The following is a 23,859-nucleotide window of genomic DNA, read 5'->3' as shown; positions in this document are numbered from 1 at the left end:
GCGGGCGGAATTCCCCCGAATTGCGGAGTCCACATTCGGTTCTCCGTCACAATCCGCCGCCTACTTACTCCTTATGGAGTGAGCCATGCAACACGTTGGCTAGACGCGTGACAACAAGCTAGTTACACCTGGTTGTCGCAAGTGGTCCGACCTTCTACAGTTTCCGTGCACCAACCCGCCACGCTTCCGGGAGAATCGATGCACCGCCGCCGGACCGCGGCACCCAACCGGTCTGGAGTCGTTGCTCGACCCGCCTTTCCTCCCGGGTCAAAACCGCGACGACGCCGTCCACCAACCCGTGGCGACGGCAGTCAGCACTGACCCATACCGCTCCCGGCGCGCGGCAAAAAGACGACCGCGCACCGCACCCCGATGCCAGGAGGATCCAGAGATGAGTTCCGTTCCCCGCAGCCTCCCGCGCCGAAACCTGTTGAAAATCGCAGGTGGAATGGTCACGGCCGGTGCCGTGATGGGCGCCAGCGGTTGCGGACTCCTCGGCGGTTCGGAAGCGCAGCAGGGCGGCAACAGCCAGGTCGAGAAGGCGAACCTGCGGGTCGGCGGACTGCCGACCGCCGAGATCGCCCCCCTGCACTTAGCCGCGCAGAACGGACTCTTCCAACGCGAGGGCCTCAACGTCGAGGTCATCACCGCCGCGGACGGCGCCGCCGCGCTGAACAGCACCATCGGCGGTGACTACGACATCACCTTCAGCAGCTACGTGCCAATCTTCGCGGCCCAGGCCAAGGGCGTCGCGCAGCTGAAGATCGTCGCAGACTGCGCGTCGAGCGTCCCGAACACCTGCATGATCATGGCGCCGCCGAACTCCAACGTGCGCACCCCGGAGGATCTGGCTGGCAAGCGCATCGCGATCAGCGGGCTCGGCACGATTTCCGAACTCATGGCCAAGGCCGCGATGCGCGCCCACGGCGTGGACTTCAGCAGGGTCCAGTGGGTTCCGCTCGGATTCATCAACATGCCCAACGCGCTGCGGCAGCACCAGGTCGACGCGGCATTCGTCGTCGAACCGTTCCTGACGCTGTCCGCGCGGGACGCCGGAGCGATCCCGGTGGTCGACACCGCGACGGGACCGCTGGAAGACCTGCCGCTGGGCGGCTACGTCTCGGCAGCCAAGTTCGCCGACGAGAACCCGCGGACCGTGGCGGCATTCCAACGGGCGATGGACGCCGCGGTCGCCGAGGCGCAGGACCGCAGCAAGATCGAGCCGCTGCTGCCGAAGTTCGCCAAGATCGACGAGAACACCGCGTCGATCATCACCCTGCTGAAGATGAACTCCCGCGCCGACGCCACCCGCCTGCAGCGGATTCCCCGCCTGATGCAGGAATTCGGCTACATCGACAAGGACGTCGACGTGGCGAGCATGATCATCACTCCGCCGCAGAGCTGACACCGGGAAATGACCAAGACACTCCGAGGATTGGTCGGACTGCTGGGCTTCCTGCTCATCTGGGAAGCCTTCAGCAGGTCCGGCATCGTCCCCCAGCTGTACTTCCCGCCACCGTCCACAGTGCTCGCCCGGTTCGTCGAACTGCTCGGCGACCCGTCGTTCCTGTTGGACCTGGTCGCCAGCGTGCTGGCCTGGGCGATCGCGCTGGGCATCTCGATCGTCATCGCGGTACCGGCCGGGCTGCTGCTGGGCAGCGTGCGCGGCATCCGGGTGGCCACCCGGGCGATCATCGAGTTCCTCCGCCCGATCCCGTCGGTCGCGCTGATCCCGTTGGCGATCGTGCTGATCGGTGCCGGTCCGGAAACCAAGATCGCGCTCGCGGTTTACGCCGCGGTGTGGCCGATCCTGTTCAACACCATCTACGCGTTGGACGAGATCGACCCGGTCATGGTGGACACCGCGCGGTCCTTCGGGCTCGGCCGGGGCCGGGTGATGTTCACCGTGGCGCTGCCGAACGCGGCGCCGTTCGTGCTCACCGGCATCCGGATGTCCGCGGCAGTGGCGCTGATCCTGGTGGTCAGCACCGAGTTCCTGACCGGTGGCGGTATCGGGCTGGGCAGCTTCGTGCTGGACGCCAGCACCGGCGCCGGTCGGATGGACCTGGTGCTGGCGGGCACGTTGGTCGCGGGCATCGTCGGCTACCTCATCAACGAAGTCCTGGAACTGGTGCACAAGCGCGGACTGCGGTGGAGCGCGGTGGACCGGGAGGCGTTGTGATCAAGGTGCACGGATTCCTGCGGCGCTGGTTGGTGTTCATCGGCGCGATCGTGGTGTGGGAACTGCTCACCCGCGCCGCACAGAACCCGTTCTTCCCACCACCGACGCAGATCGTCGGCGCCGCCGCGCGGAACTGGTTCAGCGGACCGGCGTCCTCGCTGTTCCTGACCGACACGGTGTTCACCGACCTGCTGGCCAGCCTGGGGCGGATCGCCGCTGGCTGGCTGGTCGCGGTGGTGCTCGGCGTCGGGTTGGGCACCCTGCTCGGCCGCTCCCGCACCGCGCTGGACTACTTCGGACCGGTGATGGCCTTCATGCGGGCCATCCCGCCGCCGGTGCTGGTGCCGGTCTTCCTGGTGCTGCTGGGCATCGGCACGCAGATGCAGATCACCGTGATCGTCTTCGGCGTGATGTGGCCGATCCTGCTGAACACCGTCGACGGCGTCCGCTCCGTCGACCAGGTCAAGGTCGACACCGCACGATCGTTCCGAATCCCCCGCGCGCACTGGGTTTTCGGGGTGGTGCTGCCCGCGGCGACGCCGAAGATCTTCGCCGGGCTGCGGGTGAGCCTGTCGTTGGCGCTGGTGCTGATGGTCGTCTCGGAGCTGGTCGGCTCCACCAACGGCATCGGCTACCGGCTGATGTTCGACCAGCGGCAGTTCGACTTCCCAGCGATGTGGGCGGGCATCGTCCTGCTGGGCGTGCTCGGATACGTGCTCAACACCCTGCTGCTCGCGGTGGAACGACGAGCGCTGAGCTGGCAACCCTCGCAGGCGCACCAAGTAGTCGGAGGCTGATTCAAGATGACCGGATCCACCACCATGCTCGAAGTCTCCGGGCTCGGACACCGCTACGGCGGCGCGAACGGTCACGAGGCCATCGCCGAGCTGTCGTTCCAGGTGCGCACCGGTGAACTGGCCTGCATCGTCGGCCCGTCCGGCTGCGGCAAGTCCACGCTGCTGCGGGCCATCTCCGGGTTGATCCAGCCGACCAGCGGTGACGTGCGGTTGCACGGCGACCCGGTGCGGGGCGTGCCGACCGACCTGGCGGTGGTGTTCCAGGACTACAGCCGCTCGCTGTTCCCTTGGCTGTCGGTGCGGGCCAACGTCGAGTTCCCGTTGCGCTCCAGGGGTTTGCGCAAGGCCGAGCGGCGCAGCCGGGCGGACGAGGTGCTGGAGTGGGTGGGCCTGGGCGCCGCCGCGCGGAAGTACCCGTGGCAGCTCTCCGGCGGCATGCAGCAGCGGGTGTCGATCGCCCGCGCCCTGGCCTGCCGACCCTCGCTGCTGCTGATGGACGAGCCGTTCGCCTCGGTCGACGCGCAGACCCGCTTCGAGCTGGAGGACCTGCTGCTGCGGGTCCGCAAGCAGTTCGACAGCACGGTCCTGCTGGTCACCCACGACATCGACGAGAGCATCTACCTGGCGGACCGGGTTTTCGTGCTGTCGAAGTCCCCGGCGTCCATCGTCTCGGACCTGGAGATCCCGCTCGGCGCGGAACGCGACCAGATCACCACCCGCGAGTCGGAGACCTTCGTCCACCTGCGCAGCGAGGTGGCCCGCCTGCTCGACGTCCGAAGCGCGCAGTCGGCATCCGGCCGGGCGCAGGCCCCGTCGCAGTCCGCGGCGAAGCAGTGGGCGGCGGCGGAGCGCGCCGAGGCGGAGGCCGCGCGCCGCGCCTGAGTCGTGAGTGCGCAACCGGGTAGGAGCCCAGCTGCGCACTCACGACTGCTCAGTACAGGTGCCGGTGACCTGGGTCGATCTTGATGTGCAGCAGGGTCGGGCCGGGTTTTCCGGTGAACTCCTCGGCCAGGGCTGTTGCGAGCTCCTCCGGGTGTTGGATCAGCTTGGCCGGGCAACCCATGCTGGTGGCCATGCCGACGAAGTCGATGCCGCCGAGCTCGACACCGGGCAGCTTGCTGCCCCCGGCCGCCTCGCCCAGCACCGCCACCGCCGCGTAGCGCGAGTTGTCCATGATCACGAAGGTGACCGGCGCCTGCTCCCGGACCGCCGTCCACACCGACTGGATGCCGTACATGCTGGAGCCGTCGCCGAGCAGTGCGAGGGTGCGCCGCGCCGGGTCGGCCATGCCCACTCCCACGGCCGCGCCGACGGCATAACCGAGCGCGCCGGAGAACCCGGCGAAGAACCCGCCGTCGGTGGACCGGATCGGGAGGAATTCGTGCAGGTCGTTGCGGTGGCTCGGGGCTTCCTCCACCACGGCCGCGTCCCTCGGTAGCACCTCGGCGATCACGTCGTAGACGTAGGCGGCCGTCAGCGGTGTCGACGCCGCTGGTTTCGGCGGCCGAGCATAGGGCGTCGGCGCGCTTCGCGGCAGCGCTTCGACCTGGCCGTTGACCTGACGCACCGAGTGCGCCAAGGTGCCCAGCACACCATTGCCGTGCCGGGCGCGGGCCAGCACTTCCGGATCGTCGTGCACCACGAACAGTTCGGGCAGCTCGGCATCGCTGGCCCCGCGGTACACGTGGTAGGTGAACGCCGGTGCGCCCCACACCACGACCAGGTCGTACTGGGACAGCTCGGCTTTCAGCAACCGCTGCTCGGGCTGCAGGAACCCGGCGAACTGCGGATGGTCCTCGGGGAACGAGCAGCGCGGCGACATCGGCGCCACCCAAACCGCGGCCTGCGTCTTCTCCGCCAACTCGACCATGTCGTCCACCACGCCGTCGGCGTCCACCGCCGGGCCGACGACGAACGCGGGGCGTTCGCAGCGCCGCAACGCCGCGACGAGTTCGGTGATCGCAGTCGGATCCGGAGCGAAGCCGGGGGTGCGCGGTCGCGCTGTCACCGGTTCGCCCGGCTGGTCCCAGTCGTCGGCCGGGATCGACACGAAGACCGGGCCGCACGGGGGTGTCGTCGCCAGCTGGTAGGCGCGTGCCAGGGCCGCTGGCACGTCCGCGGCGCGGGCGGGCTCGTAGCTCCACTTCACGTACGGCTTGGGGAAGTTCGCGGCATCGGTGGCCCCGAGGAACGGCTCGTCGAACATCAGGGTGCGGGTTTGCTGACCGGCCGTCACGATCATCGGCGTCCGGTTCCGGTACGCGGTGAAGACCGCGCCGAGCCCGTGCCCCACACCACCCGCGGAATGCAGGTTGACCAGCACCGGTTCCCGGCGGGCCTGCGCGTAACCGTCGGCCATCGAGACCACCACGGACTCCTGCAACCCGAGCACGTAGCGGAAGTCGTCCGGCCACCCGGTCAGGAACGGCACCTCCGTCGTACCCGGATTGCCGAACACCGTGGTCAACCCCAACTCGCGCATCAGCTGCCGGGTGACGTCACGGACCGTGCGGCCCTCGCTGCCCATCGAAGCCCTCCCTCATCGTGCCGACGGACCCCGCACCTGCGGGGTTGCCCTGGTACGACATCACATCGAAGGCCGCGGAACCAGATCGTGTTGGTCACTGCCCGGAAGTCCTGGTGCACACCGTGCGTGCCGGGTTCGGGTAGACCGCGACCCGGCCGGTCCCCGGTGGGCAGGCCGCATCGCCGCTGGTGTTGGACGCCACCGCGACGACTTGCGCGTTCGCGCCCGGCTCGCCGCAGGGCACCTTGGTCTCGATGCTGGCCACCGGAACGCGCAGGCAGTCGCCGACCACCACGTCCGGCACCAGGCACAACCGGGTGCCACTGGTGCGCCGGGTGTCCTGGCTGACCGTCGCATACTCCGGCAGGCAGGTGTCGGAACCAGCGGTGACCTCGGCGATCACGAAGTCGGACTCCGCGTCGCCGCAGTCGACGCGCTGCCAACCGGGCTCCGCCGTGTCGGCGCCGATGATGTTCACGCACTGCCCGGCGTCGGGTTCGTCGGTGTTGAACGCGGTGTAGGCGATCAAGGCGATGCCGATACCGATGCCCAGCGCGCCGACGTAGAGGATTCTGCCGATCACCTTGCCCGCCCGGCTGCTCGGTGGATGGCTCATGGATCCCTCCGGAAAATGATCTACGCGCAAAACTTAGGGGGTGCGGGGGTTGGTTTGCGCGGCAGTGCGGGTAGTGCGCCGATTTCGCGCGAAATCGGCAACTCGGGCGGACTCCCGCCGGTGGCGGGCGTTGTGCTTTCGTCCAACGCGGCGATTCGCTGTTGGAGGTTCGAATGCTGGTTATTCGCCCCCGCGTGGTCCACGCTCTCCTGATCACTTGGCAGGACCGGTGGAGGACAGGGCATGGCCAACGGAAATGCGGCCGCGGTGGGGAAAACGGCGCCTCGGGTGACCGAAGTCGAACAACGCGGCGTGGAACGGATCCCGGACGACGAACGGACCGCGGCGCCTCTCGACCTGTTCCGATTGTGCTTCGGCGGGGCGAACACCTTCTCGACCGCGGTGCTCGGCGCCTTCCCGATCCTGTTCGGGCTCTCCTTCTGGCAGGGATTGGCCGCGACGGTGTCGGGACTGCTCATCGGATCGCTGGTGCTCTGCCCGATGGCGGTGTTCGGGCCGGTCAACGGCACCAACAACGCGGTCTCGTCCTCGGCGCACCTCGGTGTGCACGGCCGCGTCGTCGGATCGTTCCTGTCCCTGCTCACCGCCGTGACGTTCTTCGCGATCTCCGTGTGGAGCTCGGGAGATGCGCTGGTGGGCACCGCGAACCGCCTGCTCGGCCTGCCCGAGTCCGTCCCGTCGTTCGCCGTGGCCTACGGGCTGTTCGCGGTCCTCGTGCTGGTGATCTGCCTGTACGGGTTCCGATTCATGTTGCTGGTCAACAAGATCGCCGTGCTGGCGGCCACCGCGATGTTCGTGCTGGGGCTGCTGGCCTTCGCCACCGCCTTCGACCCGTCCTACCCCGGTTCGTTCGGTGGCTCGGACAGCCCGGGGTTCTGGCCCGCGTTCGTCGGGTCGGCGCTGATCGTGCTCGCCAACCCGATCTCCTTCGGGGCATTCCTGGGTGATTGGTCGCGCTACATCCCCGCCGACACGCCTCGCCCGCGGGTCGTCGCGGCGGCGTTGTTCGCCCAACTGGCCACCATCGTGCCGTTCGTCTTCGGGCTCGCCACCGCGACGGTGATCGCCGTGTCGGCGCCGCAGTACCTGCACGGCTCCGCGCCCAACTACGTGGGCGGGCTGCTCGCGACCGCACCCGCCTGGTACTTCGGCCCGCTGTGCCTGATCGCGCTGATCGGCGGCCTTTCGACCGGGACGACCGCCCTGTACGGCACCGGGTTGGACTTCGCCAGCGTGTTCCCGCGCTTCTCGCGGGTGCAGGCCACGCTATTCGTCGGCACGCTCACCATCGCGCTGATCTTCGTCGGCCGATTCGGGTTCGACGTGGTGCAGAGCATCTCCACCTTCGCGGTGCTGGTGGTCACCTGCACCGCCCCGTGGATGGTCGTGATGATGCTGGGCTACGTGACCCGGCGCGGCTGGTACGACCCCGACGCCCTGCAGGTCTTCAACCGGCGGCAGCGCGGCGGGCGCTACTGGTTCCGCCGGGGCTGGAACTGGCGAGGGCTGTCGGCCTGGCTGTTGTCCGCCGCCGTCGCCCTGGCCTTCGTCAACATCCCAGGGCAGTTCGTCGGCCCGCTCGGCGACCTCGCCGGTGGCACCGACATCAGCCTGCCGCTTTCCGTCGCGCTCTCGGCGAGCCTGTACCTCGCGCTGCTCGTGGTCTTCCCCGAACCCCGCGATGTCTTCGGCCCGCGCGGTCCGCGGTGGGTGCCCACCGCGGACACCCCGGTGCCGCCCATCGTCAGCGGCGACGGGAGTCCGGCCGCGAAGTGACCTCGAACCTGGTCGGCTCAAGCGCCCCGCACGTCGCCGAAGCAGACGGTGCGGTTGGCGAAGACGTAGTAGCCCTCGTTCTCCTGGCAGACGCTCTCCGGGTCGCTGCTCTCGACGACCTTGGTCACCTGGTCCTCGGCCCGGCCGCAGTCGATCTTCAATGGCAGGACGTCCTCCGACTCCTGGAAGGACGTCATGCAGTCGCCGACCTTGACGTCCAGCACGATGCAATACGTCTGGTCGTTAACGACGTTGCTGTAGTTGTCCTGGCAGACGTCGTGGTTCTGCCCCTGGTGGACCTCCATGACCTGGTAGTCCGATTCCGCGGAACCGCAGTCCGCGGCGCTCATCTCGCCGCCGCGCTCACTGACCAGCGACATGCAGTCCCCGGCCTCGATGCGACCGGCCCCGCTGTTGACGAGCACCAGGACGACCGTCACCAGGCCCGCGATCAGCACCACCGCGCCGACGCTGACCAGGGTGATGATGAGTCCGGTGCGGCTCTTCTTCGGGGGCATCGGGGGCTGGTTGCCCGCGACGTGCCGCCAGAAGTCGTCCGAGCCGCTGGCTGGCGGCGGATACGGGCCCGACGGATACGCCCCGGAGGGATACGGCCCCGATCCGTACTGACCCGACTGCGATCCGTAGGGACCGGATTGCGCCCCGTGCGGATCCTGCGGTGGATAGCTCACTGCTCCTCCGTTTTTCTCTGCGCAACGAGCAACTTAGCCGAGCCAACCCAGGACCCATTGCCCGAACGGGTGATAACGACAACTGCGAAGCACGCCCTGGAAGCGTGGTCACCGCAGCACGCCCACGCGGCCGAGCCGGTTGTCCGGCGCGGTTCCAAAGTTCTTCCCAGAAATGCGGCCGAAACTCGGCGACGTGCGATCGCAGCGGTGCAAGACCAGGACAGGCAACGCGCAGTGGTGGCTTCGGGCCTTGCTGGCGCTCAACGGGATGTGGGTCGTGGACCTCTTCCTGCTCGGCGGCGAGGCGGGTGCGCTGACCGGCCCGCACGGCTTGGTGCTGGCGCTGGGCCGGTTGACCGGTCTCGGCGGCGCGTTGGCCCTGGTGCTCCAACTGGTGCTCATCGCGCGGGTGCCCTGGCTGGAGCGGCGGCTCGGCATGGACCGGCTCACGAGCTGGCACCGGTGGACGGGCACCTGGGTCCTCTGGCTGGTGCTGGCGCATGTCGTGCTGATCGTGGTCGGGTACGCCGAGCAGGACCGCAGCCCGGTGCTGTCGGAGTTCGGATCACTGCTGTTCGAAACCCAGGACCTGCTGCTGGCCGCCGCGGGCACGGGCCTGCTCGTCGTGGTCGGCGCAACCTCCGCGCGCGCCATCCGTCGGCGGATGCGCTACGAGACTTGGCATTTCCTGCACCTCGGCGCCTACCTGGTGGTCCTGCTCGGCTTCCTGCACCAGGTGACGATCGGCAACGATTTCGTGGGCAGCCCGATCGGCCGGGCCTACTGGTGGACCCTCTACGGCGCGGCCCTCGGCGCGGTGCTCGTGTTCCGGTTCCTCCTGCCGCTGTGGCGGACGGCGCGGCACGACACCCGGGTGCTGGCGGTGGTCCCGGAGAGCCCTGACGTGGTGTCGGTCCACATCGGCGGTCGGCGACTGGACCGGCTGCCCGCGAGGGCCGGGCAGTTCTTCCGGTGGCGGTTCCTCGCGAAGGGCCTTTGGGCGCAGGCGCATCCGTATTCGCTTTCGGCGATGCCGGACGGGAGGACGTTGCGCATCACGGTGAAAGCACTCGGCGACGGCAGCGCCGCGGTGCGGAACCTGCGCGTGGGAACTCGGGTTCTCGCAACTGGTCCCTACGGCGCGTTCACCGCCGAGCAGCGAACCCGTTCGGGAGTCCTGCTGATCGGTGGCGGTGTCGGGGTGACGCCGATCCGCGCGCTGCTAGAGGAGATCTCCCAGACCTGCCAGGACGTCGTCGTGCTCTACCGCGTCCGCGACCAACGGGATGCGGTGCTGGTGTCGGAGTTGCAGTGGCTGGCGCACCGGGCCGGGGCGCGGCTGCACGTCGTGATCGGTCCCGCCACCGCGATCGGCCCCCACGGGCCCATCATGGGGCCGCAACACCTCGCCGCCCTGGTGCCCGGCCTCCGGCACCGCGACGTCTTCCTCTGCGGCCCGCCCGGCATGACCGACGCGGTACTCGGCGCGCTGCGCGCCCTGGGCGTGCCGCGTGCCCAATGCCACACCGAGCGATTCGCCTTCGCAGTCTGAGGAGTGATGAAATGCGGCGTTTCGGCGCGATCCTGGCCCTCGCGGTCGCGGGGTTGTTCCCACTGGTGCGCTACCAGCCGAGCAGCGACGCGGCGATGCGCGCGTCCCCAGCCCCGCAATCCGACGCGAGCGCGGCTCCCCCGAGTTCGGCCGGGGACGTCGGCAAGTCCGTGGACGGCTCGCTGGTGCGGACCGAGTACGGGCCCTACCAGGTGCGGGTGATGTTCGTCGGCGCCAAGATCACCGACGTCCAGCTGATCACCGAGCCCGCCGACCGGCACAGCAAGCGGATCGCCAGCAGAGCCGCTCCGACGTTGCGGCAGGAAGCGCTGCGGGCGCAGAGCGCGAACCTCGACGCGGTGTCCGGCGCCACCACCACCAGCGAGGCATACGCCACGTCCCTGCAGGCCGCTATCGACGCCCGGGGTGGGTAGGCGTGGCAAGCGGATCGGGCTCCCGACTCCGACGCGTGGAGCACATCATGGGTCTGCCGATCTCGATGGACGTGCGGTCGACCGCGCCAGCGGTGCTCGCCGCCGCGTCGCGAGCCTTCGACTGGCTGCGCGAGGTGGATCGCAGGTTCAGCCCCTTCCGGGACGGCAGCGAGGTCCGGCTGTGCGGCGGTGACCCGGCGACGCCCGCGCGCGCCAGTGCCGAACTCATCGAGATCGTCGACCTCTGCATGCGCTACGAACAGGACAGCGGCGGGGCGTTCCGCGCCTGGCTGCCGGGGCGTCGCTTCGACCCCTGCGGGGTGGTGAAGGGATGGGCCGTGCAGCGGGCCGGGGAGCTGCTGCGCAGGGCGGGGGCCGACCAGTTCTGCCTCAACGCCGGAGGGGACGTGCTCGCCGTCGGCGAGGCCGAGCCCGGCCGCGCTTGGCGGGTGGGCATCCGGCACCCCGAGATCGCGCACCAGGTGTGCGCGGTCTTCGACGTGCGCGACTGCGCGGTCGCCACCTCCGGCAGCTACGAGCGCGGCGCCCACATCATCGACGGCCGCACCGGCCACCCAGCACGCGAGCTGCTGAGCCTCACCGTGCTGGCCCCCGACCTGACCACTGCGGACGCGGTCTCGACCGCCGCGTTCGCGATGGGCGTCGACGGCATCGCATGGGCCGCGTCACGGCCCGGCTGCCTGGTGTTCGCCGTCGACGCCGAGCGCCAGGTGCACCGATCGTCGCTGCTCGACGAGCCGGTAGTTACCCCGGAACTCCTGGCGACAGAATGGCGTCATGGATCCGGCAGCTGACGCACCACCGCGGCTGCTGCTGGTCGAGGACGACCCGGAGCTCGCCGAGATGCTGACCTCGCTGCTGGGCGAGGAAGGCTACGCCCTCGACGCGGCAGCCGACGGTCAGCGTGGACTGCACCTCGGGCTCACCCGGGGCTACGACGTGATCGTGCTCGATCGCGGGCTGCCCGCTCTCGACGGCCTCGACCTGCTCACCCGCCTGCGCGCGAGGGGCGTGACGACGCCCGCGCTCGTGCTGTCCGCGCTGGGCAACCCGGCGGACCGGGTGGCCGGGCTGGACGCCGGGGCGGAGGACTACCTGCCCAAGCCCTTCGACATCGACGAACTCCTGGCCCGCCTGCGAGCCCTGCGGCGCAGGCACCTCGACACCGCGCGGTCCGTACCGCTGCCGGACGGCCGCCTCGACCTGGACAGCCGGATGGCCACCGGCCCGGCGCGCGAGCCGGTGCGGTTGTCGGAGCGGGAATGCGCGCTGCTCGCCTTGCTCGCCACCCGGCCGCGGCAGGTTTTCAGCCGCGACGACCTGCTGCGGCTGGTCTTCGACGGTGCCGGGAGCCCGGTCGTCGTGGACACCTACGTGCACTACCTGCGGCGCAAGCTCGGCAAACGCATCGTGGACACGGTGCGCGGCCTCGGATACCAGCTGGGGCGATCCAGGTGACGGCCCGGTCCACCGACGCCGCGATGCTGCGCCGGGCGCAGCTGCGTCTCGGCCTGCAGACCGCGGCCGCGGTGGCCGTCGCGGTGTTGCTGCTAGCCGCTGTCACGCTCCTGGTCGTGGTGCACAACCAGCACCGGGCGCGGGATGAGCTGCTGAGTACCGCCACCGCTCGCATCGACGACGTCACCGACCCGCCCGCTGGTGTGTGGCTGGTGGTGCGCTCGGCGGATCGGGAGCAGGCGTCCCCGGGGCTGCCGCGCGGGTTCCCCGACGAGGAAGCGCTTCGGCAGACCGCTCAGGACCACATGGCGCGGTCGGCCGACGTCGTGGTGGCGGGGCGCGAGTACTACGTCCGCACCCAGCAGCAGGGGCCCAATGTCGTGCAAGCGGTGCTGGACCTGCGCGAAGCGCACGCCGAACGCTTCCGCATCCTCCAGGCGCTGGCCGTCGCAGGGGGCGTGGGCCTGGTGCTCGCGGGCCTCGCAGGCGCGTGGCTGGGTCGGCGCGCCGTGGCTCCCCTGGCGGAATCCCTGGCGCTGCAACGCCGTTTCGTGGCCGATGCGAGCCATGAACTGCGCACCCCGCTGACCCTGTTGAGCACCCGCGCCCAGTTGATCCGCCGGAGACTCGACCGATCCGCCCCGGACCGCGTCCGCAGCGATGTGGATGGTCTGGTCGCGGATGCCGACCGGCTCGCGACGATCCTCGAAGACCTGCTGCTGGCGGCGGACCCGCGCGGCGAGATGCCCCGCCGACCGGTGGCCCTCACCGAACTCGCCGCGCACGCGGTGGCCGCCGCCGCTCCGGAGGCGGAGCGGCAGGGGGTGTCCGTGCGGCTCGAGGCAGCCGGACCAATCGAGGTCATCGGCTTCGACGCGGGTCTGCTGCGCGCGCTGAACGCATTGCTGGACAACGCGATCCGACACGCCCGCAGCGAGGTGCGGGTGGTGCTCGGCACCGACGCGCGCTCGACGTTCGTCGAGGTCGTCGATGACGGCCCCGGCATCGATCCCACGATCCTGCCGACGCTGTTCGACCGGTTCGCCTCGGGGTCCGGAACCACCGATGGCCGAACCCGACGCTACGGCCTCGGGTTGGCGCTGGTCAGCGAGATCGCGGCACGGCACGGCGGGTCCGTGTCGGCCCGGAGCCCGGACGTCGGCGGCACCGCCCTGCGGTTGGTCCTGCCCGCTCGCTGAACCCCGCGCCCGAGCGCTGCGGACCCGGCGCGGTGAAGCACGTCACCCACTCGGTACCCAGTGCCCGGACGGGTGATAACGGCGGCGGTGGAATACTGGGCCCGGAGTCTGGCCGATGCCCCGGCACCGCTGATCACCTGCGAAGAAAGCCGTCCGACCCGAGGGAGCTGCGCACCCGTGACCGACGGACCCCTGATCGTCCAGTCCGACAAAACCCTGCTGCTTGAGGTCGAGCACGACCTCGCCGACGAGGCGCGCACCGCCATCGCCCCGTTCGCCGAGCTGGAGCGCGCCCCGGAGCACGTGCACACCTACCGGATCACCCCGCTCGCGCTGTGGAACGCGCGCGCCGCCGGGCACGACGCCGAGCAGGTGGTGGACGCGCTGGTGCGCTACTCGCGCTACCCCGTGCCGCAGCCGCTGCTGGTGGACATCGTGGAGACGATGGGTCGCTTCGGCCGTCTGCAGCTGGTCAACGACCCGGCGCACGGTCTGGTGCTGAACTCGCTGGACCGCGCGGTGCTGGAAGAGATCCTGCGGAACAAGAAGATCAACCCGATGCTGGGCGCCCGCGTCGACGACGACACCGTCGTGGTGCACCCCAGCGAGCGCGGTCGGCTCAAGCAGATGCTGCTCAAGGTCGGTTGGCCCGCCGAGGACCTGGCCGGTTACGTCGACGGCGAAGCCCATCCGATCAGCCTGCGGGAGAACGGCTGGAAGCTGCGCGAATACCAGCAGCAGGCGGTGCAGTCGTTCTGGGCCGGTGGTTCGGGTGTCGTGGTGCTGCCCTGCGGCGCGGGCAAGACGCTGGTCGGCGCGGCGGCGATGGCCGAGGCGCAGGCCACCACGTTGATCCTGGTCACCAACACGGTCGCTGGGCGGCAGTGGAAGCGCGAGCTGATCGAGCGGACCTCGCTGACCGAGGACGAGATCGGCGAGTACTCCGGGGAGAAGAAGGAGATCCGGCCGGTCACCATCGCGACCTACCAGGTGATCACCCGCCGGTCCAAGGGCGAGTACAAGCACCTGGAGCTGTTCGACTCCCGCGACTGGGGACTGGTGGTCTACGACGAGGTGCACCTGCTGCCCGCACCGGTGTTCCGGATGACCGCCGACCTGCAGTCGCGGCGACGCCTCGGGCTGACCGCCACCCTGGTCCGCGAGGACGGCCGGGAGGGGGACGTGTTCTCGCTGATCGGGCCCAAGCGCTACGACGCGCCGTGGAAGGACATCGAGGCGCAGGGCTGGATCGCCCCGGCCGAGTGCGTCGAAGTCCGCGTGACGCTGACGGACAACGAGCGGCTGGAGTACGCCACGGCGGACGCCGACGAGCGCTACAAGATGTGCTCGACGGCGCGCACCAAGGCCCCGGTGGTGAAGGCGATCCTGGACCGGCATCCGGGCGAGCCCGCCCTGGTCATCGGCGCCTACCTGGACCAACTGCACGAGTTGGGCGAGGCGCTGGACGCGCCGATCGTGGAGGGTTCCACGAAGAACAAGGAGCGCGAGGCGCTGTTCGACGCCTTCCGGCGCGGCGAGGTCAAGCGGCTCGTGGTGTCGAAGGTGGCGAACTTCTCCATCGACCTGCCGGAGGCTTCGGTCGCGGTGCAGGTCTCCGGCACCTTCGGCTCGCGGCAGGAGGAGGCGCAGCGGCTCGGTCGGCTGCTGCGGCCGAAGGCGGAACGCCGACAGGCGCACTTCTACTCCGTGGTCGCGCGGGACACCCTGGACACCGACTACGCGGCGCACCGCCAGCGCTTCCTCGCCGAACAGGGCTACGCATACCGGATCGTCGACGCCGACGATCTGCTCGGACCGGCAATTCCGGACGTAGGGTGACGACATTTGGGGGACACACCCGGTCAGCTGTCATCCAAAAGAGTCCGTGCGCGGCCCCGCAGCCGCTACCGTTGCGATGAACGCACGTAGCACCCGAGACGTGCAGGAGTGCAGCTCAGGCAGGCCGACTCGGGTGCGGCGTCCGCGGGATCCGGGTGCGGGGCAGCGTACGACCCGGCGCGGACGTTGGAACGAACACAGGTCCCGCAAGACCGTGGAGGCGTGATGAGCGACAGTTCTCCCCTCGTCGCCCGTGCGAGCCGACCGGGTGCGGGTGTCCCGCAAGACACTGGAGATCGGATGGCCACCGAGCAGGAACGCGCGGCGATGGGCGGCGCGCACCGGTTCGTCGGACTCGCGGAAAGCCTCGAACGCCACGCCGGGACCCCGACCGGGGCCGAACCCCCGAACGTGCACGGCAACAACCGCGGTTACGGGTTGGTGTTCTTCCACCAGGAGCAGTACCACCTGACCACGGTGATCAGCACCGGGCTGCGCTTCCAGCCGCTGGGCGCGGAGCCCGCCCAGGAACTGGCCTGCACGGTCTACAAGGAGCAGGCCGAAGCCGCCCGGCACCTGGTCGACCTCACCGCCGAACTGCTGGTGCAGCAGCGCACCCACCTGGTCCCGGACCAGATCGTGCCGAACGAGAAACCCCTGCTGCCCGGCACCGAGTTCCACGGCGTGCTCGCCAGCGGCCACCCGCTGTTCGCGCCGGAGTTCACCAGGTTCACCGATTCCGAAGGTGTGGAGCAGCTCCAGGTGTTCACGCTGCTGCCGGTCACCCTCGGCGAGCTGAACTACGTCCTGGACAACGGTGTCACCGCGCTGCGCCAGCAGTGGGCGCGGTTCGAGGTCGACGTGTTCGACCTCGGCCGACCGAGCGTGGTGTGAGCTTCCGGAGACAGCGCCGCCTCCCGCGACTCGTCACGACCACTCGACTGCTGCGTCCCCTTGACGCGCTGCGGTTCGACACGCTGCTGTGACGGCGGGGTGAAAGGATCAGACCATGGACTCGACCGGGCTGACGATCGATTTGGCGGACCTGGACGCGGTCCGGGTCTACGCGCTGCCGATGCGCGACAAGTTCCGCGGCATCATGGTCCGGCGCGGAGTGCTGCTGAGCGGCCCTGCCGGGTGGGGCGAGTTCTGCCCGTTCGAGGACTACGACGACAGCCAGTCGGTCCCGTGGCTGCGCGCGGCGTTCGAGGCGTGCGCCGAGCCCTGGCCGGAACCGGTGCGCGACAGCATCCCGGTCAACTGCACGGTGCCCGCGGTGCCCGCGGACAAGGCTGCGGCGATCGTCGCGGCGTCCGGGTGCGGCACCGCGAAGGTCAAGGTCGCCGAGCCCGGCCAGTCCCCCGGCGAGGACGTCGAGCGGGTCTCCGCGGTCCGCGACGCGCTGGGACCGGATGGCGCGATCCGCATCGACGCCAACGCCGCCTGGGACGTCGAAACGGCGACGGCCCGCATCTGTGAGCTGGACAAGGCGGCCGGAGGGCTGGAGTACGCGGAGCAACCGTGCCGGACGATCGACGAACTCGCCGCTGTCCGGCGCCGCGTCGACGTGCGGATCGCAGCCGACGAAAGCATCCGCCGCGCCGACGACCCGATGCGCGTAGCGGTCGCCGGAGCAGCGGACGTCGCGATCATCAAGGCCACGCCGCTGGGCGGCGTCCGCCGCGCGCTGCGCGTCGCCGAGGCGTGCGGCCTGCCCTGCGTCGTGTCCTCCGCAGTGGAGACCAGCGTCGGCCTCGCCGCGCAGCTCGCCCTGGCGGGCTCGCTGCCCGAGCTCCCCTTCGCCTGCGGCCTGGGCACCGCGGCGCTGCTCGACGGCGACGTCGTCGCCGACTCGCTGCTCCCGGTGCAGGGCCACCTCCCGGTGCTCCGTCGGCCGCCGCAGCCGGATCCGGCGCTGGTCGCGGCGGCTACGCCGCCCGCCGACGTGCAGCGCACCTGGCTGGACCGCCTCGGCCGGGTCAACACCCTGCTCCGCACCTGACGCCAGAGCGAGGTGAGGGGCACCCGTGACCCAGTTACTTGGTCACGGGTGCCCCTCACTCATCACTCGAACGGAGCACGTCAGGCGCGGGCGCGGCGACGGCGGCGGATGCGCCGGATCACGATGAACAGGACGAGCAGGCCGATCGCCAGCGGGGCCGCGCGCTTGAGCAGCGGGGCACCCGCCGTGCCGAGCAGGTCGATGGCCTCGTCCGAGGCCGCCGCGTTGCCGGTCACGACCGCGTCCGCCTTGCGCGACGGCTCTTCCTTCGTGGCGCTCGACCACGTCTCGTCCTGGCCCGCCGGGGTGACCCGCCAGCTCGGCTTCTCCGTCGCCACCCCAGCCGCCGTCGGCTGCGCCGCGGCCTTCTCGCCAGCCGCGGCTTTCGCCTCCGCCTTGCTCTCGGTCGACGCCGCAGCGGGCTCCCCAGCGGTGAGCTGCTTGGCGAGGTTTGCGGCGAACTGGTTCAGGATCTTGCCGCCGACCTCGGAGATCAGGCCGCGGCCGAGCTGCGCTGGCTTGCCGGTGACCTTCAGGTCGGTGTCCACCGTGACCGCCGTGCTGTCGCCTTCCGGCTTGAGCACCGCGGTGACCGTCGCGGCCGCGGTGCCGCTGCCCCGCGAGTCCTTGCCGCTGGCGTCGATGACCACCCGGCGGGCGGTCTCGTCGACCTCCTGGAACGTGCCGGTGCCCTTGTAGAGCAGGCTGACCGGACCGAGCTTGACCTTGACCGAGCCGGCGAAGTCGTTGCCCTCGGCCTTGGTGAGCGTGGCGCCGGGCATGCACGGTGCGACCTGCTCCGGGTCGAGCAGCGCCTGCCACGCCACGTCAACCGGCACCGGAACGTTGAACTGGTGCTGCATCTGCACTGGAGGGTCCTCCTGGTTCGACCTAGCTCGGCCCTGGAAAGAGCCGTCCTTACTTCAAGAAGCTGCTTCGAAGATCACGCGGGCCGGGTGATCACTGCACGCGGCCCCGAGCGCGTTCTGCTCCTGTCCACCAATACACCGCATCGCGGCGTGGTGTCCGGAACCTCGCAGCTGATCACGGTCCGTGCCCGACCGCCTCAAGTGGAACGCGATCAAGCACAGCAGAATTCCAATCCGCGCGATCTTCTGAACAGTCCACCATCCAGCTTCGCAGCCCGCGGCGCTGGTGGATACCCCAGCCCGACCTTGTCGTGAGTGCGAAAGCGGGCTGGAGCCCGCTTTGCCACTCACGACCTTCTGCGGACAGCAAAGTGCCGGTCTCCCGGAGGAGACCGGCACTTTCGCAGTCGACGAGGGCTTTCTTTTGCGTCAGTCGTCGAAGATCGGCGCGTTGACGCAGTGGCTCAGCTGCGGCGATCCGATCGGCGCCACGATCGCGAACACGCCGATGTTGTTGCCGCACAACTGAACCGGCACGAAGCTGACGTTGTTGTCGTTCAGGAAGTTGATCCCGTCGTTGTCCCAGCTGTCCGCGAACGCCGGGGAACCGATCGCCATCAATGCTGCCGCTGCGGCGGCAGCGCCGAAGAGTCGAGCAGAAGTACGCACCGTCAGACCCCAATCTCCTGAGTAGGTGGTTCGTCCGATCCGCGAGTCCCATAGTCGGAGCGGGGCTCGCCGAACCGGCGTTTTCACCATGACCGTGGATCTCCGGCCGGGCCTGTCGAGTCCCTCCAACGAGATTCGCAGACCACACCGTGGGGATCATGCCAACCAGGAGTGATCAGTCAATTCGGACAAAACAGGCCATTCTGCCACTCGGGCGAGCTACCGATCAGGATCCGACCGGCAGCACGTTCGGCACGATCATCGGCCGTCGCCGGTAGGTCTCGGCCACCCAACGGCCCACCACCCGGCGCACCGCCTGGGCGATCCGGTGGGTGTCGGTGATGCCCTCCGCCTCGGTGCGCGCCAGCTCCATCTCCACCAACGGCACCACGTCGTCCAGCGCCTTCGGATCGTCCGAGAACCCGCGCCCGGAGATCGTCGGCGACGACACCGCGCGTCCGGTCGCCGCCTCCACCGCCACCGTGATCGCGATGAACCCGCCTTCGCCCAGCACCAACCGATCGGACAAGGTGGACTCGCCGACGTCACCCACCGAAAGGCCGTCCACGTAGACGTGACCGACCTCGACCCGGCCCGCGATGCTGGCGATCCCGTCCAACAGGTCCACCACGACACCGTCCTCGGCGATCACCACCCGATCCGCTGGAACCCCGGTCAGCCGGGCCAGCTCGGCATTGGCCCGCAAGTGCCGCCACTCGCCGTGCACCGGCATCACGTTGCTCGGCCGCACCGCGTTGTAGAGGTAGAGCAGTTCACCGGCCGAGGCGTGCCCGGACACGTGCACCTTCGCGTGCCCCTGGTGCACCACGTCGGCACCCAGCCGAACCAGGCCGTTGACCACGCCGAACACCGCGGTCTCGTTGCCGGGGATCAGCGAACTCGCCAGCACCACGGTGTCCCCGGCGCGGATCCGGATCTGCTTGTGCTCGCCGCGCGCCATCCGGGACAGCGCCGACAGCGGCTCTCCCTGCGAACCGGTGGAGACGAACGCGACCATGTGCTCGGGCATCGCCAGCGCCTCGTCGAGGTCGACCAGCAATCCGTCGGGCACCCGCAGCATGCCCAACTCGGTCGCGATGCCCATGTTGCGCACCATCGAACGGCCCACGAAGCACACCTTGCGGCCGTGCGTCTCGGCGACTTCGAGCACCTGCTGCACGCGGTGCACGTGGCTGGCGAAGCACGCGACGATCACCCGCTGGGTGGCCTTGCCGATCACCCGGTCCAGCACCGGGCCGATCTCGCGTTCGGGTGTGACGAAACCCGGCACCTCGGCGTTGGTGGAGTCGACCAGGAACAGGTCCACGCCCTCGTCGCCGAGCCGGGAGAACCCGGCGAGATCGGTCAACCGGCTGTCCAGCGGCAACTGGTCGAGCTTGATGTCGCCGGTGTGCAGCACAATCCCGGCCTGGGTCCGGATGGCGACCGCCAACGCGTCCGGGATGGAGTGGTTGACCGCGAAGAACTCCAGGTCGAAGCCGCCGTGCGTGCAGCGCTGGCCCTCGGTCACCTCGACCAGCACCGGGTCCAGCCGGTGCTCGCGGCACTTCGCGGCCAGCAGGGCGAGGGTGAACTTCGAACCCACCACCGGCAGGTCCGGCCGCAGCCGCAGCAGGAACGGCACCGCTCCGATGTGGTCCTCGTGCCCGTGCGTGAGCACCAGCGCGTCGATGTCGTCCAGCCGGTTCTCGATCGCGGCGAAGTCCGGCAGGATCAGGTCCACGCCAGGCGCGTCGTCCTCCGGGAACAGCACACCGCAGTCGACGATCAGCAACCGGCCGTCGTAGTCGAACACGGTCATGTTCCGGCCGACCTCGCCGATTCCGCCGAGCGCGACCACGCGCAGTCCACCATCGGCCAGCGGGGGTGGTGGGGCCGACGAAATCGGCGTCACCGGGTGGTACTCGGTGGCTGTCGCCTTTGCGCTCAACGCAGGTTCACCTCTGTGCGGCGTCCGGATTGACCAGTACCAGGCCAGCATCCCACAGGTCGCTGGTGATCAATCGCACCTGCTCCTCGGTAGCCCCCGGCAACGGCAGCCGGGGCTGGCCGGTCTCGTAGCCGCACAACCGCAGCGCCGTCTTCGAGAAGATCACCCCGCCGACGAAGTTCATCGACCGGTACACCGGCAGCAGTCCATTGTGGATCTCCCGGGCATCTGCCACCGCCCCGGCTTCGTAGGCGTCCAGCATCTTGCGCAGCCGGTCCCCCACCACGTGACCGATCACGCTGACGAAACCGACCGCGCCGACCGACAGCCAGGGCAGGTTCAGCGGGTCCTCCCCCGAGTAGTAGGCGAGATCGGTGGTGGCCATGACCTCGCTACCGGCCAGCAGGTCGTGCTTGGAGTCCTTGACCGCCTTGATCCGCGGGTGCTCGGCGAGCCGCTTCAGCGTGTCGACCTGGATCGGGACCACGGAACGCGGCGGGATGTCGTAGAGCATCACCGGCAGCTCGGTGGCGTCGGCGACCGTCCAGAAGTGCTGGAACAGCCCCTCTTGCGGCGGGCGCGAGTAGTACGGCGTGACGACCAGCAGGCCGTGCGCACCGGCCTTCTCGGAGGCGCGGGCCAGCTCCACCGAATGCTCGGTGTTGTTGGTACCCGCTCCGGCGACCACGGTCGCGCGGTCGCCCACCGCTTCGACGACGGCGCGCAGCAACTGGTCCTTCTCGTGGTCACTGGTCGTGGGGCTCTCACCGGTGGTGCCGTTGACGACCAACCCGTCGTTGCCGACGTTGTCGACCAGATAGGTGGCGAGGTCCTGCGCCAGCTTCAGGTCGAGCTTTCCGTCTTCGTCGAACGGCGTGACCATGGCGGTCAGGACGCGGCCGAACGGGCGGTCCGGAGTGGCAGTGGGGCAGACGGTCATGGGCCTGACGCTACCTGGTGAGTTCGCTGCTCAACGCGACCGGACCAACGTCGTGCGGCATTCCGGAAACCCCGCGTTCGCACCCCTGGGAACACCGTGTTTCTTCCGGTCCGCCAAGCCATTCACGAGCGAGTTTCCGCGGTGCACGTGAAGGGTTCAGAAGGACCGGCGTAGGTCCTCGACCGCGAGGAAGTCCGCCTCGTTGCCGTCGAAGTCGACCTTCGCGGCGCGACGGCTGAACGCGTGCAGGATCAGTTCGCTGGGCTCGCCGATGATGCGCACGGTGCGCGGGCCGCGCTTGGCCGCGATCTCGGTGCCGTCCGGGCGGCGCAGCACGACACCCACCGGGCTGCGTCCGTAGAACATCTTCGCCACCCGGGTCAGCGATTTCCAAAGCGCCTCTTCGCGCTCCGGGTCCGACGGGCGCGGCTGCCAGTCCGGCTGGGCGCGCCGGACGTCCTCGTGGTGCACGTAGAACTCGGCGGTGTTCACCGCCTCGTCCACACCGGAGAACCCGAGCGGGTTCCACTTCGGCGGTCCCTGCCGGATCTGGTCGATCAGCTCCGGCCAGGACAGCGCGCGCAACTCGTTCTGGATGCGCTCGCTGCGACCGGCCAACGCCTTCAAGAACTTGCCAGCCACCGCATCCGGGCGCCGTTCGCGCACCACGAGGTGCACCGCGAGGTCTTTGGTCGTCCACCCGTCGCACAGCGTCGGCGCGTCCGGACCGAGCTGCTCCAACAAATCGCACAACTGCTGGCGTTCATCGCTGGCCACACCCATGCGCCCACTCTAGTCACGGCGGATCCGCGACGTGCGGCAGGCGATCACTTCGTTGCGGGTGTCTGCAACTTGCCGCCATCTGCGCTGTACAGGACGCAGTAGACGTCCTGCGAACCGGCGTCGGTGTCGCTGTTGTCGTCAGTGTAGGTGCGCCGCTTCTCGTTCCAGGACTGCTCCGAGGGGATGAGCGCGACGAAGCGCAAGCTGGTCTGCTTGCCCGGCGCGACCACCTTGTCCGAGTCGAAGAAGACCGAGCAGTACCCCTCGCCGTAGCGCGCCAACGCCTCCGCACCGGGATAGGCCAGGTCGTAGTCGGAGCTGAAAGCCGATCCGGACGTGTAGATCTCGAAGTCGTGCGGATCGGAGCAGGACGCGCCCTGGACCCGTGCACCGGCCGCGATCTTGCCGTTGCCGCAATCGTCAGTACCCAGGTCGAAGGTCTCGATGTCGCCGTTGCCGTAGTCCAAGGTCGGTGCCATCGCAGTCGGCACGCCCCCGCCGACCAGCACGAATCGTCCGATCACGACTCCGGCGACGAACAACACGACGGCCGCGATCGCCGTGGCGATCAGCCACGGACGCAGGGATCGCTTGGGTTGCGGTGCGTCTCGGGCGACCCGAGTGGGCGCGCCCACCGGCAGGGTCTGCTCGGGCGCGCCGCCCGCGGGCAAGCTGTCCAGCAGGGCGCGGACCTGCGGGCCGGTGAACCGCGCTCGCGGGTCGCTGATCAGCAGACCGGTGATCACCGAGCCGATCACGCCCTGCGGACTGGACAGCCGGGGCGTTTCGTTGAGCACCGCGTTCAGCGTGGCGGCAGTCGTTTGCCGCTCGAAGGGCACCCAACCTTCGATCGCGAAGAACAACGTCGCGCCCAATGACCACAGGTCGCTGGCCGGGGACGCATCGGCGCCCTGGATGCGCTCCGGCGCCATGAACGACGGCGAGCCGACGATCGCACCGCTGGTGGTCAGCCGCGGATCGTCCAGGGTCTGGGCGATCCCGAAGTCGGCCAGCTTGACCCGCCCGTCTGCCACCATGATGTTGCTCGGCTTGACGTCGCGGTGCACGATGCCCGCCGCGTGCGCGGATTCCAGCGCGGACAGCACTTGGCGGGCCAAGTCGACGGCCTGGTCCGGGCGCAGCGGCCCCCACTGCGCAACGTACTCACTGAGCGTGACCGCCTGCACCAGCTCCATCACGATGTAAGTAATGCCGGATTCCGCCAGCACGTCGTGCACCGTGACCACGGCCGGGTCGTTGAGCCGTCCCGCGGTGCGCGCCTCGCGGAGCACCCGCTCCTCGTAGACCTGCCGTTCGGCCTGGGGCACGCCATCCGGCAGGTGCAGTTCCTTGATCGCGACCTCACGGCCGATGACCTGGTCCCAAGCCCGCCAGACGATCCCCATGCCGCCGCGGCCGAGCTCCTGCACCACCTGGTACCGGCCGCCGATGATCCTCGTCCGCGAACCGGGCCCGAGTTGCTCCACCACCGCGCCGTCCTCCACCCGTCATCTCGCGCGCGAACACGCAA

Annotated in this window: 22 protein-coding genes; 13 read left to right on the top strand and 9 right to left on the bottom strand. The window is 69.5% G+C overall.

What is annotated here, in order from left to right:
• Nucleotides 1–391: 391 nt before the first annotated feature.
• From MOQ72_RS23300 to MOQ72_RS23285, 4 genes are read left to right on the top strand one after another with little or no spacing between them, the layout of a single operon-like run.
• A complete protein-coding gene (locus MOQ72_RS23300) occupies nt 392–1,405 on the top strand; it encodes an ABC transporter substrate-binding protein (RefSeq protein ID WP_242187510.1) in 1,014 nt (337 codons plus the stop codon).
• A 9-nt stretch (nt 1,406–1,414) separates the two neighbouring features.
• Nucleotides 1,415–2,182 (top strand): ABC transporter permease, encoded by a 768-nt coding sequence (locus MOQ72_RS23295; protein ID WP_242187509.1) that lies wholly within the window; start codon nt 1,415–1,417, stop codon nt 2,180–2,182.
• Nucleotides 2,179–2,979, top strand: coding sequence for an ABC transporter permease (locus MOQ72_RS23290; protein ID WP_242187508.1), 801 nt, complete (start codon nt 2,179–2,181; stop codon nt 2,977–2,979). The genes MOQ72_RS23295 and MOQ72_RS23290 overlap by 4 nt, the downstream gene beginning before the upstream one ends.
• Before the next feature lie 6 nt (nt 2,980–2,985).
• Complete coding sequence (locus MOQ72_RS23285) at nt 2,986–3,861, top strand: ABC transporter ATP-binding protein (RefSeq protein ID WP_242187507.1); 876 nt, start codon at nt 2,986–2,988, stop codon at nt 3,859–3,861.
• Nucleotides 3,862–3,910: 49 nt separating this feature from the next.
• Here MOQ72_RS23285 and mdlC read toward each other — a convergent pair whose 3' ends face one another.
• A complete protein-coding gene (gene mdlC / locus MOQ72_RS23280; RefSeq protein WP_242187506.1) occupies nt 3,911–5,506 on the bottom strand; it encodes a benzoylformate decarboxylase in 1,596 nt (531 codons plus the stop codon).
• Nucleotides 5,507–5,600: 94 nt separating this feature from the next.
• The gene (locus tag MOQ72_RS23275; protein WP_242187504.1) at nt 5,601–6,122 is read right to left on the bottom strand and encodes an LppU/SCO3897 family protein; all 522 of its coding nucleotides are present in this window, start codon (nt 6,120–6,122) and stop codon (nt 5,601–5,603) included.
• Nucleotides 6,123–6,365: 243 nt separating this feature from the next.
• On the opposite strand from MOQ72_RS23275, the gene MOQ72_RS23270 reads away from it, so the two are divergent.
• Entirely contained in the window at nt 6,366–7,919 is a 1,554-nt protein-coding gene (locus MOQ72_RS23270) for a purine-cytosine permease family protein (RefSeq protein ID WP_242187502.1), read from the top strand.
• Between the two features lie 17 nt (nt 7,920–7,936).
• Here MOQ72_RS23270 and MOQ72_RS23265 read toward each other — a convergent pair whose 3' ends face one another.
• Complete coding sequence (locus MOQ72_RS23265; protein WP_242187500.1) at nt 7,937–8,611, bottom strand: hypothetical protein; 675 nt, start codon at nt 8,609–8,611, stop codon at nt 7,937–7,939.
• A gap of 193 nt (nt 8,612–8,804) precedes the next feature.
• Here MOQ72_RS23265 and MOQ72_RS23260 point away from each other — a divergent pair, with 193 nt between their 5' ends.
• The 8 genes from MOQ72_RS23260 (at nt 8,805) to MOQ72_RS23225 (ending at nt 17,116) form a co-directional block, all read left to right on the top strand.
• A complete protein-coding gene (locus MOQ72_RS23260; RefSeq protein WP_242187498.1) occupies nt 8,805–10,163 on the top strand; it encodes a ferredoxin reductase family protein in 1,359 nt (452 codons plus the stop codon).
• An 11-nt stretch (nt 10,164–10,174) separates the two neighbouring features.
• On the top strand, nt 10,175–10,597 hold the full coding sequence (locus tag MOQ72_RS23255) for an FMN-binding protein (protein ID WP_242187496.1): 423 nt from the start codon (nt 10,175–10,177) through the stop codon (nt 10,595–10,597).
• Between the two features lie 47 nt (nt 10,598–10,644).
• Nucleotides 10,645–11,412, top strand: coding sequence for an FAD:protein FMN transferase (locus MOQ72_RS23250; RefSeq protein WP_242187494.1), 768 nt, complete (start codon nt 10,645–10,647; stop codon nt 11,410–11,412).
• Entirely contained in the window at nt 11,396–12,076 is a 681-nt protein-coding gene (locus MOQ72_RS23245) for a response regulator transcription factor (RefSeq protein ID WP_242187492.1), read from the top strand. The genes MOQ72_RS23250 and MOQ72_RS23245 overlap by 17 nt, the downstream gene beginning before the upstream one ends.
• Nucleotides 12,073–13,275 carry a sensor histidine kinase gene (locus MOQ72_RS23240; RefSeq protein WP_242187490.1) on the top strand — a complete coding sequence of 401 codons (1,203 nt, stop codon included), beginning with the start codon at nt 12,073–12,075 and terminating at the stop codon, nt 13,273–13,275. The genes MOQ72_RS23245 and MOQ72_RS23240 overlap by 4 nt, the downstream gene beginning before the upstream one ends.
• 177 nt (nt 13,276–13,452) lie before the next feature.
• Entirely contained in the window at nt 13,453–15,114 is a 1,662-nt protein-coding gene (locus MOQ72_RS23235) for a DNA repair helicase XPB (RefSeq protein WP_242187489.1), read from the top strand.
• A gap of 300 nt (nt 15,115–15,414) precedes the next feature.
• Entirely contained in the window at nt 15,415–16,008 is a 594-nt protein-coding gene (locus MOQ72_RS23230) for a suppressor of fused domain protein (protein ID WP_242187486.1), read from the top strand.
• Between the two features lie 115 nt (nt 16,009–16,123).
• The gene (locus MOQ72_RS23225) at nt 16,124–17,116 is read left to right on the top strand and encodes an o-succinylbenzoate synthase (RefSeq protein ID WP_242187484.1); all 993 of its coding nucleotides are present in this window, start codon (nt 16,124–16,126) and stop codon (nt 17,114–17,116) included.
• 80 nt (nt 17,117–17,196) lie between these two features.
• On the opposite strand, the gene MOQ72_RS23220 is transcribed toward MOQ72_RS23225, so the two are convergent.
• The 6 genes from MOQ72_RS23220 to MOQ72_RS23195 all read right to left on the bottom strand — a co-directional run bounded on the left by MOQ72_RS23220 (nt 17,197) and on the right by MOQ72_RS23195 (nt 23,818).
• The gene (locus MOQ72_RS23220) at nt 17,197–17,985 is read right to left on the bottom strand and encodes an SRPBCC family protein (RefSeq protein WP_242187482.1); all 789 of its coding nucleotides are present in this window, start codon (nt 17,983–17,985) and stop codon (nt 17,197–17,199) included.
• A 429-nt stretch (nt 17,986–18,414) separates the two neighbouring features.
• Entirely contained in the window at nt 18,415–18,654 is a 240-nt protein-coding gene (locus MOQ72_RS23215; RefSeq protein ID WP_242187481.1) for a hypothetical protein, read from the bottom strand.
• A 226-nt stretch (nt 18,655–18,880) separates the two neighbouring features.
• Nucleotides 18,881–20,605: a ribonuclease J gene (locus MOQ72_RS23210; RefSeq protein ID WP_242187480.1), complete on the bottom strand. Its 1,725-nt coding sequence runs from the start codon at nt 20,603–20,605 to the stop codon at nt 18,881–18,883.
• Between the two features lie 7 nt (nt 20,606–20,612).
• Nucleotides 20,613–21,545, bottom strand: a complete 933-nt coding sequence (dapA, locus tag MOQ72_RS23205) for a 4-hydroxy-tetrahydrodipicolinate synthase (RefSeq protein WP_242187478.1) — start codon at nt 21,543–21,545, stop codon at nt 20,613–20,615.
• A 156-nt stretch (nt 21,546–21,701) separates the two neighbouring features.
• Entirely contained in the window at nt 21,702–22,328 is a 627-nt protein-coding gene (locus MOQ72_RS23200) for a TIGR03085 family metal-binding protein (protein WP_242187477.1), read from the bottom strand.
• Between the two features lie 44 nt (nt 22,329–22,372).
• Entirely contained in the window at nt 22,373–23,818 is a 1,446-nt protein-coding gene (locus tag MOQ72_RS23195) for a serine/threonine-protein kinase (protein ID WP_242187476.1), read from the bottom strand.
• Nucleotides 23,819–23,859 lie beyond the last annotated feature (41 nt).

The sequence above is a fragment of the Saccharopolyspora soli genome, from assembly GCF_022678645.1.
GTDB classification, from domain to species: domain Bacteria; phylum Actinomycetota; class Actinomycetes; order Mycobacteriales; family Pseudonocardiaceae; genus Saccharopolyspora; species Saccharopolyspora soli.
This window is presented reverse-complemented; position numbering and strand designations above follow the sequence as displayed.